Below are 17,772 nucleotides of genomic sequence, written 5' to 3' on the forward strand. Positions count from 1 at the left end.
GTCCTGACAAAAAATCTGGATTTTTGTTGCCCGGACTGGCCCCTTCGCGAGCAGGCTCGCTCCCACAGGGATTGATGTTGTTAATGCAGTTACTTCACACCACCGAACACTGTGGGAGCGAGCTTGCTCGCGAAGGGGCCCGATCAGACACCATCAAAACCGGCTACTGGACCAGTTGGTTGATCTCAATGATCGGCAACAACACCGCCATCACAATCACCAGCACCACCCCGCCCATCACCACAATCATCAGCGGTTCAAGCAGTGCCGTCATGCCCATCGCTCGCCGCTCGATATCACGCGACAGGGTCTGCGCCGCGCGCTCAAGCATTGGTGGCAGCGATCCGGTTTTTTCGCCACTGGCGATCAGATGAATCAGCACCGGCGGGAACACATTCTCCACGCGCAACGCTGCCGCCAGGTTCACACCCTCACGCACCTTGGCCGTGGCCTCAGTGACGCTCAAACTCAAGCGATCGTTGGACAAGGTCTGCCGCGCCGCTTCCAGCGCACGCAGCAACGGCACCCCGGCACCGCCAAGAATCGCCAGGGTCGAGGCGAAACGCGCAGTGTTCAGGCCGAGGATGAAGCGCCCGAACAACGGCAACTTCAGCACCCGATGATGCCAACTCAGGCGCGCCGCCGGATTACGCAAATACAGGCGCCAGCTCCAAAACGCACCAGCCATGATCCCGGCGCACAGCCAACCCCAACTGCGGATGAAATCGCTGGCATTGAGCATCGCCAGGGTCAGCCCCGGCAAATCCTGCCGCGCCTGGGAAAACGCACTGACCACTTGCGGCACCACATAACTGAGCAGGAAAATCACAATGCCTATCGACACCAGACCGACCACACCCGGATAGATAAACGCGGTGAGAATCTTGCCGCGCAGGTTGTTGCGCTCCTCGATGTAATCCGCCAGCCGCTCCATCACTTGCGCCAGATCGCCGGACTCCTCCCCGGCCGCAATCAACGCGCGGTAGATCTCGGGAAAGTCCCGTGGTCGCGCCGCTAGCGATTCCGCCAGGCGCATGCCGCTGCGCACATCCGCACGAACGGCACTGAGCGTATGGGTGATGTGTTTTTTCTCGGCCTGCTCGACCGTGGCACTGAGCGCCGCTTCCAGCGGTAGACTCGCGCCCAACAGACTCGCCAGTTGCCGCGTGGCCCAGGCCAGATCGTTGTCCGAGAGCTTGGCGCTGAACAGTCCGCCACCGCCGTGCTGGGCGACGTTGCTTTCCTTGTGCACCGACAACGCGGTCAACCCGCGCCCGCGTAATGTTGTGAAAGCGGCGCTTTGGCTGTCCGCCTCAAGGTGCCCGGATTCGATCTTGCCGGTGGCATCGGCGGCTTCAAAACGATAGCGGTTCATCAGGCGTCCCGTGTCACACGGAGGATTTCTTCGGGGGCTGTGGCACCGCTGCGGATCCAGCGTTCACCGTCCTCGCGCAGGCTGAACATCCCGGCTTTCGCGGCGGATGCCCGCAAGGCCTGCTCCCCTGCCCCTTGGTGAATCAGCGTGCGAATATCGTCGTCGATGCAGAACAATTCGTGGATGCCGGTGCGGCCGCTGTAGCCGGTTTGATTGCACGCCGGGCAACCGACCGGGCGCCAAGTGCCCGGTGCCGTTGGGTCTTCCTGTTTGCATTGATTGCACAGCCGCCGCACCAAGCGCTGCGCGAGCACGCCGAGCATCGACGAGGCCAGCAGAAACGGTTCGACGCCCATGTCGATCAAGCGGTTGACCGCCGACACTGCGTCGTTGGTGTGCAAGGTTGCCAACACCAAATGCCCGGTCAGCGAGGCTTGCACGGCGATTTGTGCGGTTTCCAGATCGCGGATCTCGCCGATCATGATGATGTCCGGGTCTTGTCGTAGGATTGCCCGCAGTGCGAGGGCAAAGGTCATGTCGATCTTGGCGTTGACCTGAATCTGGCTGATGCCCGGCAGGTCGTATTCCACCGGGTCTTCCACGGTGAGAATGTTGCTGGTGCTCGCATCGAGTCGCGCCAACGCGGCGTAGAGGCTGGTGGTCTTGCCGCTGCCGGTGGGCCCGGTGACCAGCACGATGCCGTGGGGCTGGCGGATCAGGTGGTCGAGTTTGGCCAGCACCTGCGCATCCATGCCGAGGGTTTCCAGATGCAGACGTCCGGCCTGTTTGTCGAGCAGACGCATCACCACCCTTTCACCATGCCCGGTCGGCACCGTGGAGACACGAATATCAATCGGCCGCCCGGCCACACGCAAGGCGATGCGACCGTCCTGCGGCAGCCGTTTTTCGGCGATGTCGAGCTGGGCCATGATCTTGATCCGCGACACCAGTGCGCCGTGCAACGCCTTGCGCGGCGAGACCACGTCACGCAGCGTGCCGTCGACGCGATAGCGCACCACTGAGTGGGTTTCGAACGGTTCGATGTGAATGTCGCTGGCCTCATCGCGCGCGGCTTGGGTCAGCAGTGCGTTGATCATGCGGATCACCGGCGCGCCGTCCTGAGTGTCGAGCAGGTCAGTGATTTCCGGCATGTCCTGCATCAGGCGGTCGAGGTCGACTTCGTTTTCTGCCGCGCCGACCACAGCGGCGGCACTGCCGGTGTCGGCGTATGCGCTGGCGAGCAAGCCATCGAGTTCGTCGTCGCGCACGCGCTGTATCGTGGTCGCACCGAACTGCCGTCGCGCTTCACTGATCGACCAGCCCGGCGTCGACGGACACACCGTCAACACGCCATCGCACAACAGAATGCGCTGCGCCTTGGCCCAAGCGTAAGGCAATGCACTCATTGGATCGGCACCGCTTTGATGGTTGCGCGCGGACCCGACCCAGGTAAAACCGCCGGCACACCCTGCGCCGCCGTCGGCAACTGCGGCGCCTGCATGTCCGGCATCGCCCAGCTGCGTTCCGGCTGCAACCCGCCCTGCGCGCGGCGCATGAAGTCGTAGCGGTTGAGGGTGATGCTGCGCCCCGCTTCGCTATCACGAATGATGTACGGGCGCAGGAATACCATCAGGTTGGTCTTGGTTATCGCCCGGCGTTCGTTGCGAAACAGTGCGCCAATCCCCGGCAGGCTGCCCAGCCACGGCACCGCGTCATTGCTCTGGCTGTAACCGTCCTGCAGCAAACCGCCGAGCACCATGATCTGGCCATCGTCGAGCAAAATACTGGTGTCGATTGCACGTTTGTTGGTGACGATGCCCGTCGATGTCGCGCTGTTGGAAGCGCGTTCGTCGATGCTGCTGACTTCCTGATAGATATCGAGCTTCACCGTGCCACCCTCGGAAATCTGCGGGCGCACGTTGAGCTTCAAACCGACCTCTTCCCGGGTCACGGTCTGGAACGGGTTGTTGCTGGTGCCCCCGCCGCCCGTCACATAACTGCCGCTGACAAACGGAATGGTCTGGCCAACAAAAATACTCGCCGCCTCGTTGTCGAGGGTCAGCAGGTTCGGCGTCGACAGCACGTTGGTGCCGCCCTTGCTCTTCAACGCGCGGGCCAGCACTTTCAGATCAAGAATCTTGCCGATGCCGGGGATGTCGACGGTGCCGTTGACGTAGCCCAGGTTCAAACCCTGCGGCAGCACATCAATGCTTGTCTTGCCGTTGGTGTTGATCCCCGAACCACCCAGATTCGCGCCACCGATCACGCCATTGCCACCGAGATTGCCGGTCTGCCACTGCACGCCGAACTCGCTGGCATCGTCCTCGCCGACTTCGACGATCAAGCTTTCGATCACCACTTGCGCGCGACGCTGGTCGAGCAGATCGATCACCTCGCGCAAGTTGCGGTACAACGGCTCCGGCGCAGAAATCAGCAAGGTGTTGGTGGTGGCGTCAGCCTGAATGGTCACGCCGCCGGCGCTGAAGGCAACGTTCTGTTCGCTGCTTTGCGCGCCGCTGCTGCCGGTTGCGCTGCCACTGCTGCCCTGCGCGTAACTACCGCCCGTGCTGCCGCTGCTGTTAGCAGATGTAGTGCCGCTGCTTTGCGTGCCGCTCTGGCCGTTCTGCCCAGCGCTGCCGCCGGTACTTGCGCCCATGGCACTGAGCACCGAACGCGCACTGTCGCTGGTGCCGCTGTCACTTTCACCCGTGAGCAAACCACGCAAGGCCTGCGCCAGTTTCGCCGCTTGCGCGTTACGCAGATAAACCACGTGCAGATTGCTCGGATTGCTCTGCGCGTTATCGAGTTTGTAGATCAGATTACGCGCCAGCTCCGTGCGCTCCGGGCTGCCGGCGCGAATGATGATGGTGTTAGAACGCGGATCACCAATCACCGCGATTTTCTGCGTCGGATCATTGCCCGGTGCATCGAGTAAATCCGCGACCATCGGCGCAATGTCGGCAGCGATGCCGTTCTGGATCTGCACCACATCCGTGTCGATCGCGCTCGGCGAATCAATGCTCGCAATCAACTGCGCAACGCGGGTCAGGTTCTCGGCGTAATCGGTGATAACGATGGTGTTGTTGCCCGGATAGGCGTTGATCGGATTGTTCGGTGACACGATCGGCCGCAGCACCGGAATCAGGTTCACCGCGTTCTCGTATTGCAGACGAAACGTGCGCGTGAGCATGCCATTGCCGGCCGGTTTGTCGGCACTGTAAATCGGCCCGCCAAGCAGCTTCGCATCCGCCTCCGGCACCACCTGCGCCACACCGCCAACATCGACCACACTGAAACCCTGCATGCGCAACGCAGCCAACAACATGTCGTAAGCCTGCCGCGCCGGCACCTGACCTTCCGAGACCAGCGTCAACGTGCCCTTCACCCGAGGATCGACCAAAAACTGTTGGCCGGTCGAACGCGACAACGCCCGCACCACCGCTTGAATATCGGCGTCGACAAAATTCAGCGTCACCGGTTGATCACCCAACGGATTACTCGGCAAGGCAATGCCCGACGGTGCCGCGCCGCTGCGCGCACTCTTGCTGATGTTGTGCAATGGCTTCGGTACAGGTCGCGCCTGAGCCTGCGCACGTTCGCGGTCGAGCACCGCGTCGCCGCTGCGCTGGGTGTTGGCCAGCGGCCGGCCGAGCTCACTGTCGACCAACAACGGCGGCTGATTCTGTGGCGGGGTGGTGTTGCTGCATGCGCTCAGTACCAACAACAGAAACGGCGCGGCCGTACGTACATAATTGGAACCTGACCACTTCATGAAGCTTCCTTAGCGCCCAGCGCCTGATCCATGCGAACGGTTCCCGACAGAGTGCCTGCCGTATCATCGACCTTGACCCCACTTGCACGCTGCAAACGAGCCTCGACCACTTCAAGTGAAAACTGCACGGGGTGGATTAACAGCCAACTGATGACGGCATCAGCGGGCGCATCCTCGAACGTCAACTGCCAAGCGGTGCCAATTGCCTGCAACTGGTAGTGACCAAGCAGCCCGTTGCCATCGAGAGATTGCTGCAATGACCGCTCGAAGTTTTGTCCGATGGGTGCTGTTGCCACCTCGCGCAACAACAGATCCAGCGCTTCGGCCTGGCCACGCAACTTCGGCGTTTCGGTCTGCCAATGTTGAATTTTTTTCAGCGGTGGCTGGAGGAGCAGCAGCCAGATCAGCACGCCCCCCAACATCAATGCGGTGCCCGCGACCAGGCGTTTTTCGCGCAAGCTCAGCGGCGCCCAATGCCGATGAATCTGTGCACGCAGCAGCAGCCAGCGAGCCCGATAGATCGCCAGTAAATTATTCATCGTCGCTGTCCATGACAGCATCGTCCTCAACCGCTGCCGGCTCAATCTGCGGGCTGAAAATCCACACGTTGTCTTCGCGTCTGGCGACCAACCCTGCCTGCGTCAGCGCTCCCGGCAATGCGCCGTCGGCGGGTGCCTGCGCAGTGTCGGCGGCCAACTCCAACTGCAAACGTCCCTGCTCATAGGTCATGCGCTGGACGCTGCCCGCCATAAACGGCAGCGCGCTCGCTGCGTGTTGCACCAGATAGGCAAACCCGTGATTCGCGTCGGCCGTCACACCACTGTGCCGGGCTGCCAGTTGCTGGCGAGCCTGCTGCAACGGATTGAGGATCACCGGTAACTCTGGAAAAGCCTGCTTTACCCGCTGGCTCATTTGCGCCTTGAGCTGCTCTCCCCGAGTCACTTCACGGGCCGCGTAAAGGTTCAGCCCAGACACCCAGATCGCAATCGCCAAGGCACAACAGAAAGCTGCCCTGCCCCAACCGATTGTGTGTCCGACAGCCTTGCCGATGCCTGTATGCAACCCCCATCCCGGCGCAACGCCACACCAGCGCTGCGCCGCAGGTCGTGGTTCGACGACTGTTGCAGGAGCATCCGCGCCGATCCACTGCAAGCCGCGACCACTGGTGACGAGTTCATCCAGACGCTCCTGCGCCAAGGGTTCTACCGAAGCCTGCGCACGGCTGAAGCGCAGCAGCAATTGCCCGTCCAACACGCACGCGCTGACCTGCCCCTGCGCGGGCACCGGCAAAGCATAAGGTGCCGGGTAAAGGCCTCGCAGCTTCAATCGGTGCTGAGCCAATAACAGCCCGAAACGATCCAGAGATACCTGCGCGAGCCACGCCAGCGACACTTGCCCCGAGACCTCACGAGCACTGTGTGCAACGTACATCTGTTCAGTGCCACCCAGAATCAGCGCCTGCGCGGCACACTTCACCGCCGCCTCGATCTTCACCGGCGCCAGCGGTGGCAACTGCAAACTGGTCAGTACGCTGTCCGCCGGATGCAGAAAAAACTCGACGGGCTGTAACGGCGACTCCTGCTCAATCAGCAACAGCGTACTGACACCGACCTGACTGACCTGGTCGTGCCGATCCAGGCGCGCAAATTCAACCTCAGAGTCTGAGGTCAAACCCGCCAGCGGCGGCAAGGCGACGCGCAGGCGAGTCATACGCCGAGCCTCGACCAGACCACTTTCGGCAGGTCGTCGGCGGGTTGATGCAGCAACGCATCCAGGCTGACGCGGCGCTGGTCACGACGCGCGTGTCCGCGCAGCAGAAACCAATCGCTGCTGATGCCGACGTTCAGTCCGTCGACGGTCAGATGCGGCAAGTGCAGACGGTTGGCGAAGTCCCCGCGATTGATGAACCACTGGCCCCGATCGCGCTCCGCCACCACGGCCCTGGCCTGCGCCAGCGATAAACCCGGCACCACCGCCACCAATACCTCGGCGCTGGCAGTATTACCGTTGACCCAGGTCTTGGCCGGAATCAGGCTGACATACTGATTCAAACGCCCAAGCAGCTCCTCGTTCATGCCTTCGAGGCCACGTAAATCATCAAGGCTGCGCAACATCGGCTGAGTGGCCGGCAATGGCTGGCGACGCGCACTCGGTGACGTCGCGCGGACGCTGCCAAAACCTGCCTGCGCCATGCTTTGCCCGACGGCTTGCAGGTCGGGCATTCTCGGGTAGGAGGCAATGACTCGCTGGCTGATGCGCTGGCTGAGGGCAGCATCGATTCCGATCATTTCGCAGAGGCGTTCGAAGCTGCGCAACTGTCCGCCATCGACGCGCTCATTGCTGAGTAAATTGCGCAAATTGAACTTGCCCTGCTGATCCTCGATGCGCCCCTCGAAACCGCCCCCCGGCGAATTCAACAAATGGCTTTTGACAGGCTGCGCCCAAGGTTGATCGAGCCGGGTCAGCACGTCCTGTTGACGCGTGTCCCTGAGCACTTGCCGACTGAGCTCGAGCCCCGCCAACAGCGCGGCAGCGCCCTGCACTCGGGACTGTTCCGCTTCAAGAGAACGGGTAAAGACGCTCTGCCGGGTGAGCATGCCAGCGGCGATCACCGCGACCACAGCGGCAATCAGCAAGGCGCTGATAATGGCCATGCCGCGCTGTTTCTGCGCCTGTGGCGAGGATGATTTCATGGCCGCTCTCAGAGCTGCCAGGAACCAATATCGGCATTGACGCCGTCGCCGTCGGGTTGGCCGTCTGCGCCGAGGGAGAAGATGTCGATCTCACCGTTCGCGCCAGGATTCAGATAGTTGTAAGGACGACCCCACGGGTCGTTGGGCAAGCGCTCCAGATAAGAGCGCCAGTTACTGTTTTTCGCATCCGCCGGGCGCTCCACCAGCACTTTCAAGCCCTGATTCAGGGTCGGATAAGTGCCGTGGTCGAGGCGATAAAGTTTGAGCGCCTGCATCAGGCCGGCGATGTCTTGTTTCGCCGCAGTGGCTCGGGCCTGATCAGGTCGGTCGAGCACCTTGGGCACGACCATCGCCGCCAGAATGCCGAGGATGACCACCACCACCATGATTTCGATCAGGGTGAAACCCTGCTGACCTCGACGGTCTGCGGACTGAGATTTGACGCGCGCGAAATCCATTTCAACCTTCCTTGGCATGATTACATTCGGCGCGCAGTGTAACAAAAGCCAGTCATCGTACAACAATCATTAACGCACTGTTTTTCTGCACATTCGCCAAAGGACGGGTGTTATTCTGCGGGCCGGTTTCAACCGCAGAGACAAGCATGGAAGCGTTGCGCAAGGAGCGAGGTTTCACCCTCATCGAGGTTCTGGTGGCCTTGGCAATCATCGCCGTGGCCATGTCTGCGGCCGTTCGCGTTGCGGGTCTGATGACCCAGAGCAATGGCCTGTTGCGCGATCGCTCGATCGCTTTGCTGGCGGCGCAAACCCGGCTCGCCGAATTGCGTCTGGAGGAAGATTTTGCCCCGGGAGTGAAAGCCTTCGACTGTGATCAAGGTCGCCTGCAACTGCGCTGTGATCAACGCGTAACGCCGAGCACCGACGGACGACTGCTGCGCGTGACGCTGCTGGTTTCCGATCGCGAACGTCAGGCGCCACCCCTTGCGCGACTCGAAACCTTACTCGGCCGGCCGCAGGAAAAGCGCCAATGACACAACTCAGGGTCGAGTCAACCGAGGCAGCGACGGGGAGTCTGGCAGCGTGCTGACTTTTAATCGGCTCTGTTCTGCGCCACGCTCAATGACCACCGCATCCTGTTCAATGGCGATCACGCGCACACCCTGGGTCAAGCGATCACCCACCAGAAAACTGCGCGGCGGACCGTCGTTGAGACTTAGAATTGCCACCGCGGCGTGCGCCCCTGCCAGCACTCCGGAAACCTTGATATCCAACGGTGCCGGCTGGTTGGAAAACCACTGCAAAGCCGCTGTGTCGGCGCGCGTCGGCAGCACTTGGGGGTCCACCGCCGGAACGTGGGATTGTGCCGGCGTCAGCAACAGCGCAGACCAGAACAGTCCCCCTGCCAGTGCAGCGATCAGCGCCGCCGATTGCACAAGCTGCGTTGCGGATAAGCGAAAAGTAAATGCCAAGACCCAACCTCCCTGTTGTCTTGCGTCGCAGTTTACAGGACAACATTCGCTTTTCTATCGGGATTGATGGTTCGAATCCGCCAGGATGGATTCACAACGAAGGAACGTTGCGGTATGACCAAGGACAGACAAACAGGCTTCACCCTCATCGAATTGATGGTGGTGTTGATCATCATCGGCATTGCCAGCGCTGCCGTCAGCCTGAGTATCAAGCCTGACCCGGCGCAACTGCTGCGCAAGGACGCCAATCGCTTGATCCAGTTGCTGCAAATCGCCCATGCCGAAGCCCTGGCCGATGGACGCCCGATCACTTGGCTGGCGGACAAAAACGGCTTTCGTTTCAGCCGTCGCAATGAACAAGGCCCCGGCTTCGATCACTTCCTCGCCGATCCGCAACTGCGTCCGCGTCATTGGGAAACGCCGTCAATGAAGGTGCGAGTGACACCCAGGCAGCCGCTGATACTGAGCGCCGAGTGGTTCGATTCACCCGTGCAACTGCAACTCTCGGACGGCCAGAACACGCTCACCGTGCAACGCACCGCCACGGGTAAATTGACCTTGGCCAACCAGCCATGAATAACCGGCAAGAGGGTTTTACCCTGATCGAAGTGATGGTCGCGATCCTGCTCATGGCGATCGTCAGCCTGATTGCCTGGCGCGGTCTGGACAGCGTGACCCGCGCCGACACGCACCTGCAGGCGAGCACCGAACACACCGAAGCACTGCTGCGCACGCTGCATCAACTGGAACGAGATATCGCCTTGCGCGCCAGCATCGAACTGCGCGAACCACTGTTGAACGACAACGATGACGAACGATCCGAGCAGCCAGCGGCAATCAGCGTGCGCAGTGCCGACGACCAGAGCTTTCGTCTTGACGTGATCCGCAGTGCAGCCACCTCGCAGAACGGCTTGCAGCGCGTGCGCTGGTGGTTGAAAGATCAAACCCTGTACCGCGCCGCCGCCACGCCACGTGATCGCTACCCGCTGCCTGCGCCGAAACAGGCAGTGGCGGTGCTCGACAGAATCAGCGACCTGCAAGTGCGCGTCTGGGAACCGCAGATGGGGTGGCGCCAACTCAGCGGCAACCGCAAAGAAAATCCCCAAGGCCTGGAAATCCGCCTGACCCGGCAGACGCCTCAAGGCGAAGAACACTACCGCCAGGTCTTGGGCCCACTGGATTAGTCTCTGGGCGATATTGCGTATTGCCCTGACACGCACAGCAACTGTAACGTCGAACGTCAGTTACCGAGGAAATCTCATTGCACGACTCTAAACTTCTTGAAGATCTACGCGCTCGCTTCAACGCTGGAGAGCCTCTGGATTTCACCTTTTTCTGGGGACACCAGCGAAGCAAAAGCGCCGTCACGGCTTCGTGCTTCAGCCAGTGGTACGAAGCCGAATTCGTTGTCGAGGGGCAACGCTACCCGACAGCCGAACACTTCATGATGGCCGAGAAGGCAGCCTTGTTCGACGATCAGGAAATTCGTGCACAAGTGTTGCAGGCCCCGACCCCGAACGCCGCCAAAGCCCTCGGCCGCAAGGTGCGCGGGTTCAACGACCCACTCTGGCTGCAACACCGATACGACATCGTCGTCCAGGCAAACCAAGCCAAGTTTTCCCAGAATCCGGAGCTGGACGAATTCCTGATGCGCACTGGATCTCGGATCATTGTCGAAGCGAGCCCGGTTGATGGCATTTGGGGAATTGGGCTCGCGCAAGATCACCTAGATGTGAACGATCCGAATCTGTGGAAAGGCCTGAATCTTTTGGGGTTTGCACTGATGCAGGTGCGGGACGGCAGGGTTGGATTGTCCTGAGATTTATTGGCGGTGGCGTCGGAAACGAAAAAGCCTTGGTGCATGCCAAGGCTTTTTTACGGGAGCTTTATACCGCTTTAGGTTGCACTACCTGCCAGTCATAAATTGCAGGTGTATTGATATTCGAAGGGGAAGAAGACTGTATCGACCACCAATGAAAATGGCGCGTCGATCAGTAGAAAGGGAATCAACTTGCCTTTGGATGTACCGACCAACCACCAGTCGAATCGAACACCGATGTAAGGACATCGGTGCTTGTCATAATCCATTCGCATTGCGGTTGCTGCACAGCCGCTTGAACTGGCGATCAATACCAGTAACATCAGTTTGCGAAACACTTAACGTCCTTATTACTTATTGATACTGAGCTGCGTGAACGGGGTTGCAGATGACTTTCCCTCTACGACGGGCCACTCACACAATGAATTCCTCGCCATCAGTACCAACAAAAAGGTAGCGAAGCGGTATCCGCCACGAAGGTAAAAGGTAAGTCGATAAGTGCGAAAGGGCCGATAAACTGCGCAAGCTGATACTCAGCCTCAAGCCCGTCGTAGCAATCATAACGTCCATAGGTCACAGCCCCGAGCCATGCGCAGCCGGTGAGTTGTGACGAGACCAATAGCAAAATGAGCTTCCGTAGCACGTAATGTCCTTATAACCTTCTGATACCCGGGGTGTAGACGCTATCGCGAAACGTTAGTCACCCTCTCCATGGCTTACTCACCGAGAAAAGTACTGATACTCCTCTGTGGGTGGAGTAGAGCCCTACGCCAACTACCGAGGCCGATCGTTAGGATAATGAGAGATCTCAACCAGATTGGAATTGGCAAGATGCATGAAGCACGCAGGCGAGGATGCGGATCTGATGGACTTTATTGATTTTCTGGGAAACCTTTGCAGCGCATTCAGTAACTATCAAGGCTATGAAAAGCCTCGCCGGGTGTTTACCTGAAGATTCGTTGCTGTGAGTTAGCAGCGGATTTGGCACCGACCAGGACCTTGCAAGAGATTCCGAGCTGACCGCTAGAAGCCGCGGCCGACGGATCTTTCGAGGGTTCAGCGGCACTCAATCGGTGCCAACTACCTGCAAAATGGTTTGTCACCAAAACAGCAAGAAGTCGGGTGAATTTGCGGTCTGTTTGGCACTGCGGTTTGGGCCCAAAAACGTCGAATTTGGAGGTATGAGGCAGGCTCTCGGACGCGATGGTTTGATTCCAAATCGGCCCCTGGGCCTTGTGATCAAAGGGTCTTCAGGAGGCCCACAGCCCGTCAGCAATCAATTCGAATAGATGCGCCCTCCCCGCGCTCTGTTCCGTTTCCCGAGCGCACAATCGGAAGTCAGGCCTAAAGGTGCTTTCGCTGCTTCCGTTTGTCTTCAAAGGCACGGCCCGCGTGACGTACAGCCGGTTTCGATGATTTGGGATGGTGACCTTTAAGAACGAAGAATCGGAACTGAGCTTCCAGGGTTTAGCGTCGCGGAGCGGGTGAGGGAAAACGCCCTAATTGCCCGGAAACAAGGCGTTAGGCAAGACCATCTGACATGCGAAAAAGCTGAGAAAGGAAGAGAAATATCAAACAGTATTGGTGCCAAAGGCAGCGCGAAAAAGGGCCAAAAACGGCGTGAACTCACACCGGAGCGGATCCAGATCTTATTAAGAAACTACCGTGTAGTTTCGCGCGGGTACAAAAAAGCCGATCCATCTGATCGGCTTTTGTGTCTGATTTCACTCAGGAATTATGGTCGGGACGGAGTGATTCGAACACTCGACCCCTAGCACCCCATGCTAGTGCGCTACCGGACTGCGCTACGCCCCGACTGATTTTGCAACCGTTCTTCACCTCGAAGAACGCTCAAGAATATAGCGCAAGCTTTTGAAAACTGGAAGTATTCAAACGCTGCTTTTTATTTCTTGAGAACCACCAGTACGTCTTCCAGTTCGGCAATCATCTGCCGAATCATCTGCTTGTACTGAGTCGTGTCGTCTTTGGCTTCATCGCCGGACAAACGCAGTCGTGCGCCGCCGATGGTGAAACCCTGATCGTAGAGGAGCGCGCGGATCTGCCGGATCATCAGCACATCCTGGCGCTGATAATACCGGCGGTTTCCGCGGCGTTTGACGGGGTTGAGCTGAGGAAACTCCTGCTCCCAGTAGCGCAGCACGTGTGGCTTTACGGCACACAGCTCGCTGACTTCACCGATGGTGAAGTAGCGTTTGCCCGGGATGACGGGTAGTTCGTCGTTATGACTTGGTTCCAGCATAAGCCTCAACTCGGGCCTTCAACTTCTGCCCTGGACGAAAGGTGACCACACGGCGAGCCGTGATCGGGATTTCTTCCCCCGTTTTCGGGTTGCGGCCAGGCCGCTGGCGTTTGTCCCGAAGGTCGAAATTGCCGAAACCGGACAATTTGACCTGCTCGTTGTCTTCAAGAGCGTGCCTGATTTCCTCGAAAAACAGTTCGACCAATTCCTTGGCTTCCCGCTTGTTCAGGCCCAGCTCTTCATACAGACGTTCCGCCATCTCAGCTTTCGTCAAAGCCCCCATACGTCACTTCCTTAACGTGGCGTTCAACCTTTGTTCGAGCGAGGTGAGGATATTTTGCGTCGTCGAATTCACCTCATCGTCATTAAGAGTGCGCGATGGATGCTGCCAGGTCAAGCCAACTGCAAGGCTTTTTCTATCAGGATCAATGCCTTTACCCTGATACACGTCAAACAGCCTGAGATCTGTGAGCCATTCGCCTGCATTTTCACGGATTACGTCCAGTACGGCTGCGGACGCGACGTCTTTGTGCGCAATCAGTGCAAGGTCACGACGCACTTCAGGAAAGCGCGACAACTCGTGGAATTTCGGCATTTTACCCAGTGCCACTTCAGCCAGAACCAGCTCGAAAACGAAGACTGGACGATCCAGACCCAGGGCTTTCGACAATTCCGGGTGGATGGCGCCGATGAAACCGACTTCACGCCCTTCGCGCTCGATGCGCGCGGTTTGACCCGGGTGCAGCGCCGGGTGCTTGCCCGGAGCGAAAGTGAACGAATCCAGTGCACCGGCGAAGCCGAGTACTGCTTCCACGTCAGCTTTGACGTCGAAGAAGTCAACGGTGTCGCGACCCTGCGCCCAACCTTCCGGCAGACGACTACCGCAAACCACACCAGACAGCATCGGCTCTTGCTTCAGACCTTCGAGCTGACCAACGAAGCGCAGACCGCTTTCGAACAAACGCACGCGATCTTGCTGACGATTGAGGTTGTGCTGCAGCGCTTTGACCAGCCCCGGCCAAAGCGACGAACGCATGGCAGCCATGTCATTGGAGATCGGATTGGCCAGCAACAGCGGCTCAACGCCCGGATTGAACAGTTCGAACTGACGCGGATCGATGAAGCTATAAGTGATTGCTTCCTGATAACCACGCGCTACCAGCAGGCGACGCAGCTCCGGCAGATCGCTACGCGCTTCAGCCTTGGCTTGTGGCGCCAGGCGCGCTTGCGGGTAACGAACCGGCAGACGGTTGTAGCCGTACAGACGGGCCAGTTCTTCGATCAGATCGACTTCCAGGCTGATGTCGAAGCGATGGCTTGGCACTTCTACGCGCCACTGGCCTTCACCGTCGGCGGAAATACCGAGACCCAGGCCGCCGAGCAAACGCTCAACCTGGGCGGAGTCCATTTCCATACCGAGCATCTGAGTGATGCGCTGGGAACGCAGAGTGATCGGCGCGATCGACGGCAGGTGCTGCTCGCTGACGGTCTCGATGATCAGGCCGGCTTCGCCGCCAGTGATGTCCAGCAGCAGGCCGGTGGCGCGCTCCATGGCTTCACGGGCCAGTTGCCAGTCAACGCCACGCTCGTAGCGGTGCGATGCGTCGGTGTGCAGGCCGTAGGAACGAGCCTTGCCAGCGACAGCGATCTGGTCGAAGAATGCGGATTCCAGGAATACGTCGCGAGTGGTCGCGGAGACACCGCTGTGCTCGCCACCCATGACACCGGCAATCGCCAGCGCGCGGGTGTGGTCGGCAATCACCAGCGTATCGCTACGCAGGCTGACTTCCTGACCGTCGAGCAGTACCAGCTTCTCGCCCTCTTCCGCCATGCGCACACGGATGCCGCCATTGATTTCGGCGAGATCGAAGGCGTGCAGCGGCTGGCCCAGTTCGAGCATCACGTAATTGGTGATGTCAACGGCAGCGTCGATGCTGCGCACGTCGGCGCGACGCAGACGCTCAACCATCCACAGCGGCGTTGGCTTGGACAGATCAACGTTACGGATAACGCGGCCCAGGTAACGCGGGCATGCCGCCGGAGCCAGCACTTCTACCGAACGTACTTCGTCGTGCACGGCAGGAATGCTCATGACCACTGGACGGGTCACCGGCGCGTCGTACAGCGCGCCGACTTCACGGGCCAGACCGGCCAGGGACAAGCAGTCGCCGCGGTTCGGGGTCAGGTCGACCTCGATGCTGGCGTCTTCCAGATCCAGGTACACACGGAAATCTTCGCCCACCGGCGCATCGGCCGGCAGTTCCATCAGACCGTCATTGCCTTCACCGACCTGCAGTTCGGCTTGCGAGCAGAGCATGCCGTTGGACTCAACGCCGCGCAGCTTGGCTTTCTTGATTTTGAAGTCGCCCGGCAGCTCAGCACCGATCATGGCGAACGGAATCTTCAGACCCGGACGCACGTTTGGCGCACCGCACACGACCTGGAAGGTTTCCGCACCATTGCTGACCTGGCAAACGCGCAACTTGTCGGCATCAGGGTGTTGCTCGGTGCTCAGCACCTCGCCCACGACCACGCCGCTGAATACACCGGCGGCCGGGGTCACGCTATCGACCTCCAGGCCAGCCATCGACAGACGAGCAACCAGCTCGTCGCGATTTACCTGCGGGCTGACCCAGCCACGCAGCCATTGTTCACTGAATTTCATCCTGCTCTCCTAAGAATTCGTTACGACTAGCGAAATTGCGCGAGGAACCGCAAGTCGTTGTCGAAGAACAGACGCAAGTCGTTCACGCCGTAACGGAGCATGGCCAGACGCTCGACGCCCATGCCGAAAGCAAAACCGGAGAACTCTTCCGGATCGATGCCGGACATACGCAGCACGTTCGGGTGAACCATGCCGCAGCCCATCACTTCCAGCCAGCCAGTCTGCTTGCAGACGCGGCAGCCTTTACCGCTGCACATCACGCATTCCATGTCTACTTCAGCGGATGGCTCGGTGAACGGGAAGTACGAAGGACGGAACCGTACGGCCAGCTCTTTCTCGAAGAACACCCGCAGGAATTCTTCGATGGTGCCTTTGAGATCGGCAAAATTGATGTCGCGATCAACCAGCAGGCCTTCGACCTGGTGGAACATCGGCGAGTGGGTGATATCGGAGTCGCTGCGGTACACACGACCAGGACAGACGATGCGGATCGGCGGCTGTTTCGATTCCATGGTGCGGACCTGTACCGGCGAGGTATGGGTGCGCAGCAGCATGTTGGCGTTGAAATAGAAGGTGTCATGCATCGACCGGGCCGGGTGATGGCCTGGGATGTTGAGCGCTTCAAAGTTGTGATAGTCGTCTTCGACCTCAGGGCCTTCGGCAATGCCGTAGCCGATGCGGGTGAAGAACTGCTCGACACGTTCCAGAGTCCGGGTCACCGGATGCAGACCACCGGAGGTCTGGCCACGGCCCGGCAATGTCACGTCAATGGATTCGGCAGACAGTTTGGCAGCCAGTTCGGCTTCTTCAAACAGAGCCATGCGCGCATTGAGAACGCCTGTAACACGCTCCTTGGCAACGTTGATCAGCGCACCGACTTGCGGACGCTCTTCTGCCGGCAAATTCCCCAGGGTCTTCATCACCTGAGTCAATTCACCCTTTTTGCCAAGGTATTGAACCCGGATTTGCTCCAGGGCATTGATATCTTCAGCGCTTTGCACAGCCTCTAGTGCTTGAGAGACCAGCGCATCCAGGTTTTCCATGTACAGACTCCAGATACAAAATAGGGGAAGAGCTTGAAGGCTCTTCCCCTATTTAAGACGTTTACCACCTGGCCCCACGGAAGTGAGACCGGGTGATTGTCGGGGGTACTTAAGCCAAGGTGGCTTTAGCTTTCTCGACAATCGCAGCAAACACCGCTTTTTCGTTCACTGCCAGATCAGCCAGAACCTTACGGTCGATCTCGATGGACGCTTTTTTCAGGCCAGCGATGAAACGGCTGTAGGACAGACCGTTAACACGAGCACCAGCATTGATACGAGCGATCCACAGAGCGCGGAACTGACGTTTTTTCTGACGACGGTCACGGTAGGCGTATTGGCCTGCCTTGATTACCGCTTGCTTGGCAACACGGAATACGCGGGAGCGTGCGCCGTAGTAGCCTTTAGCAAGTTTCAGAATTTTTTTGTGACGCTTACGGGCAATGACGCCACGCTTTACACGAGCCATGAGTTACTTCCTCTATTCTTGACTAAAATTAACGAAGGCGCAGCATGCGCTCGACTTTTGCCACGTCAGACGGATGCAGCAAGCTGCTACCGCGCAGTTGACGCTTACGCTTGGTCGACATTTTAGTCAGGATGTGGCTCTTGAAAGCGTGCTTGTGCTTGATACCGTTAGCAGTTTTCAGAAACCGCTTAGCAGCACCACTTTTGGTTTTCATTTTTGGCATGTTCGGATACTCCGCATTCAGTTGATA

The 17,772-nt window shown here is 59.1% G+C and carries 19 protein-coding genes and 1 tRNA gene; 4 read left to right on the forward strand and 16 right to left on the reverse strand.

Translation table 11 applies throughout. The features are described 5' to 3' along the window. Positions 1 to 163 precede the first annotated feature (163 nt). Genes gspF through gspG form a run of 7 tightly spaced genes read right to left on the reverse strand, consistent with a single transcriptional unit; the run spans position 164 to position 8,298 of the window. Entirely contained in the window at positions 164 to 1,375 is a 1,212-nt protein-coding gene (gene gspF / locus HUW52_RS20930) for a type II secretion system inner membrane protein GspF (protein WP_175554794.1), read from the reverse strand. Beyond that, entirely contained in the window at positions 1,375 to 2,781 is a 1,407-nt protein-coding gene (gene gspE, locus HUW52_RS20935; protein ID WP_175554795.1) for a type II secretion system ATPase GspE, read from the reverse strand. Before gspE ends, gspF begins: the two co-directional genes overlap by 1 nt. Beyond that, positions 2,778 to 5,147, reverse strand: a complete 2,370-nt coding sequence (gene gspD / locus HUW52_RS20940; RefSeq protein WP_175554796.1) for a type II secretion system secretin GspD — start codon at positions 5,145 to 5,147, stop codon at positions 2,778 to 2,780. Before gspD ends, gspE begins: the two co-directional genes overlap by 4 nt. Beyond that, the gene (gene gspM, locus HUW52_RS20945) at positions 5,144 to 5,686 is read right to left on the reverse strand and encodes a type II secretion system protein GspM (RefSeq protein WP_175554797.1); all 543 of its coding nucleotides are present in this window, start codon (positions 5,684 to 5,686) and stop codon (positions 5,144 to 5,146) included. The genes gspD and gspM overlap by 4 nt, the downstream gene beginning before the upstream one ends. Next, entirely contained in the window at positions 5,679 to 6,857 is a 1,179-nt protein-coding gene (gspL, locus tag HUW52_RS20950) for a type II secretion system protein GspL (RefSeq protein WP_175554798.1), read from the reverse strand. The genes gspM and gspL overlap by 8 nt, the downstream gene beginning before the upstream one ends. Beyond that, the gene (gene gspK / locus HUW52_RS20955) at positions 6,854 to 7,840 is read right to left on the reverse strand and encodes a type II secretion system minor pseudopilin GspK (protein WP_175554799.1); all 987 of its coding nucleotides are present in this window, start codon (positions 7,838 to 7,840) and stop codon (positions 6,854 to 6,856) included. The genes gspL and gspK overlap by 4 nt, the downstream gene beginning before the upstream one ends. Positions 7,841 to 7,848: 8 nt before the next feature. After that, complete coding sequence (gene gspG, locus HUW52_RS20960; RefSeq protein WP_116031066.1) at positions 7,849 to 8,298, reverse strand: type II secretion system major pseudopilin GspG; 450 nt, start codon at positions 8,296 to 8,298, stop codon at positions 7,849 to 7,851. A gap of 146 nt (positions 8,299 to 8,444) precedes the next feature. Here gspG and gspI point away from each other — a divergent pair, with 146 nt between their 5' ends. Continuing rightward, complete coding sequence (gene gspI, locus HUW52_RS20965; protein ID WP_175554800.1) at positions 8,445 to 8,831, forward strand: type II secretion system minor pseudopilin GspI; 387 nt, start codon at positions 8,445 to 8,447, stop codon at positions 8,829 to 8,831. A gap of 6 nt (positions 8,832 to 8,837) precedes the next feature. Here the strand turns inward: gspI and HUW52_RS20970 are convergent, their stop codons facing one another. Beyond that, positions 8,838 to 9,269, reverse strand: a complete 432-nt coding sequence (locus HUW52_RS20970) for a type II secretion system protein N (RefSeq protein ID WP_016984956.1) — start codon at positions 9,267 to 9,269, stop codon at positions 8,838 to 8,840. Positions 9,270 to 9,383: 114 nt separating this feature from the next. Here HUW52_RS20970 and HUW52_RS20975 point away from each other — a divergent pair, with 114 nt between their 5' ends. The 3 genes from HUW52_RS20975 (at position 9,384) to HUW52_RS20985 (ending at position 11,088) form a co-directional block, all read left to right on the forward strand. After that, entirely contained in the window at positions 9,384 to 9,845 is a 462-nt protein-coding gene (locus tag HUW52_RS20975; RefSeq protein WP_175554801.1) for a GspH/FimT family pseudopilin, read from the forward strand. Beyond that, complete coding sequence (locus HUW52_RS20980) at positions 9,842 to 10,453, forward strand: type II secretion system protein J (protein WP_175554802.1); 612 nt, start codon at positions 9,842 to 9,844, stop codon at positions 10,451 to 10,453. Before HUW52_RS20975 ends, HUW52_RS20980 begins: the two co-directional genes overlap by 4 nt. A 77-nt stretch (positions 10,454 to 10,530) precedes the next feature. After that, a complete protein-coding gene (locus tag HUW52_RS20985) occupies positions 10,531 to 11,088 on the forward strand; it encodes an NADAR family protein (RefSeq protein WP_175554803.1) in 558 nt (185 codons plus the stop codon). Between the two features lie 98 nt (positions 11,089 to 11,186). On the opposite strand, the gene HUW52_RS20990 is transcribed toward HUW52_RS20985, so the two are convergent. The 8 genes from HUW52_RS20990 to rpmI form a co-directional block, all read right to left on the reverse strand. Then, a complete protein-coding gene (locus HUW52_RS20990) occupies positions 11,187 to 11,426 on the reverse strand; it encodes a YceK/YidQ family lipoprotein (RefSeq protein ID WP_175554804.1) in 240 nt (79 codons plus the stop codon). Positions 11,427 to 12,826: 1,400 nt separating this feature from the next. After that, positions 12,827 to 12,903, reverse strand: a tRNA-Pro gene (locus tag HUW52_RS21000). An 88-nt stretch (positions 12,904 to 12,991) separates the two neighbouring features. Further along, positions 12,992 to 13,348 (reverse strand): MerR family transcriptional regulator, encoded by a 357-nt coding sequence (locus HUW52_RS21005; protein ID WP_003179985.1) that lies wholly within the window; start codon positions 13,346 to 13,348, stop codon positions 12,992 to 12,994. Further along, positions 13,329 to 13,631 (reverse strand): integration host factor subunit alpha, encoded by a 303-nt coding sequence (gene ihfA, locus HUW52_RS21010; RefSeq protein ID WP_002553164.1) that lies wholly within the window; start codon positions 13,629 to 13,631, stop codon positions 13,329 to 13,331. Before ihfA ends, HUW52_RS21005 begins: the two co-directional genes overlap by 20 nt. A 3-nt stretch (positions 13,632 to 13,634) precedes the next feature. After that, entirely contained in the window at positions 13,635 to 16,013 is a 2,379-nt protein-coding gene (gene pheT, locus HUW52_RS21015; RefSeq protein WP_175554806.1) for a phenylalanine--tRNA ligase subunit beta, read from the reverse strand. A 26-nt stretch (positions 16,014 to 16,039) separates the two neighbouring features. After that, a complete protein-coding gene (gene pheS, locus HUW52_RS21020) occupies positions 16,040 to 17,056 on the reverse strand; it encodes a phenylalanine--tRNA ligase subunit alpha (RefSeq protein ID WP_003226365.1) in 1,017 nt (338 codons plus the stop codon). Positions 17,057 to 17,165: 109 nt separating this feature from the next. Next, the gene (rplT, locus tag HUW52_RS21025; RefSeq protein WP_007913489.1) at positions 17,166 to 17,522 is read right to left on the reverse strand and encodes a 50S ribosomal protein L20; all 357 of its coding nucleotides are present in this window, start codon (positions 17,520 to 17,522) and stop codon (positions 17,166 to 17,168) included. Between the two features lie 28 nt (positions 17,523 to 17,550). Then, entirely contained in the window at positions 17,551 to 17,745 is a 195-nt protein-coding gene (gene rpmI / locus HUW52_RS21030) for a 50S ribosomal protein L35 (RefSeq protein WP_002553160.1), read from the reverse strand. Between the last annotated feature and the right edge of the window lie 27 nt (positions 17,746 to 17,772).

Source organism: Pseudomonas sp. 43A (assembly GCF_013363935.1).
GTDB lineage: Bacteria > Pseudomonadota > Gammaproteobacteria > Pseudomonadales > Pseudomonadaceae > Aquipseudomonas > Aquipseudomonas crudilactis.

Bases quoted from the DNA above. Each gene is read 5' to 3' on its own strand.
- gspF (WP_175554794.1), bottom strand. From the start codon at position 1,375: ATGAACCGCTATCGTTTTGAAGCCGCCGATGCCACCGGCAAGATCGAA.
- gspE (WP_175554795.1), bottom strand. From the start codon at position 2,781: ATGAGTGCATTGCCTTACGCTTGGGCCAAGGCGCAGCGCATTCTGTTG.
- gspD (WP_175554796.1), bottom strand. From the start codon at position 5,147: ATGAAGTGGTCAGGTTCCAATTATGTACGTACGGCCGCGCCGTTTCTG.
- gspM (WP_175554797.1), bottom strand. From the start codon at position 5,686: ATGAATAATTTACTGGCGATCTATCGGGCTCGCTGGCTGCTGCTGCGT.
- gspL (WP_175554798.1), bottom strand. From the start codon at position 6,857: ATGACTCGCCTGCGCGTCGCCTTGCCGCCGCTGGCGGGTTTGACCTCA.
- gspK (WP_175554799.1), bottom strand. From the start codon at position 7,840: ATGAAATCATCCTCGCCACAGGCGCAGAAACAGCGCGGCATGGCCATT.
- gspG (WP_116031066.1), bottom strand. From the start codon at position 8,298: ATGGATTTCGCGCGCGTCAAATCTCAGTCCGCAGACCGTCGAGGTCAG.
- gspI (WP_175554800.1), top strand. From the start codon at position 8,445: ATGGAAGCGTTGCGCAAGGAGCGAGGTTTCACCCTCATCGAGGTTCTG.
- HUW52_RS20975 (WP_175554801.1), top strand. From the start codon at position 9,384: ATGACCAAGGACAGACAAACAGGCTTCACCCTCATCGAATTGATGGTG.
- HUW52_RS20980 (WP_175554802.1), top strand. From the start codon at position 9,842: ATGAATAACCGGCAAGAGGGTTTTACCCTGATCGAAGTGATGGTCGCG.
- HUW52_RS21005 (WP_003179985.1), bottom strand. From the start codon at position 13,348: ATGCTGGAACCAAGTCATAACGACGAACTACCCGTCATCCCGGGCAAA.
- ihfA (WP_002553164.1), bottom strand. From the start codon at position 13,631: ATGGGGGCTTTGACGAAAGCTGAGATGGCGGAACGTCTGTATGAAGAG.
- pheT (WP_175554806.1), bottom strand. From the start codon at position 16,013: ATGAAATTCAGTGAACAATGGCTGCGTGGCTGGGTCAGCCCGCAGGTA.
- pheS (WP_003226365.1), bottom strand. From the start codon at position 17,056: ATGGAAAACCTGGATGCGCTGGTCTCTCAAGCACTAGAGGCTGTGCAA.
- rplT (WP_007913489.1), bottom strand. From the start codon at position 17,522: ATGGCTCGTGTAAAGCGTGGCGTCATTGCCCGTAAGCGTCACAAAAAA.
- rpmI (WP_002553160.1), bottom strand. From the start codon at position 17,745: ATGCCAAAAATGAAAACCAAAAGTGGTGCTGCTAAGCGGTTTCTGAAA.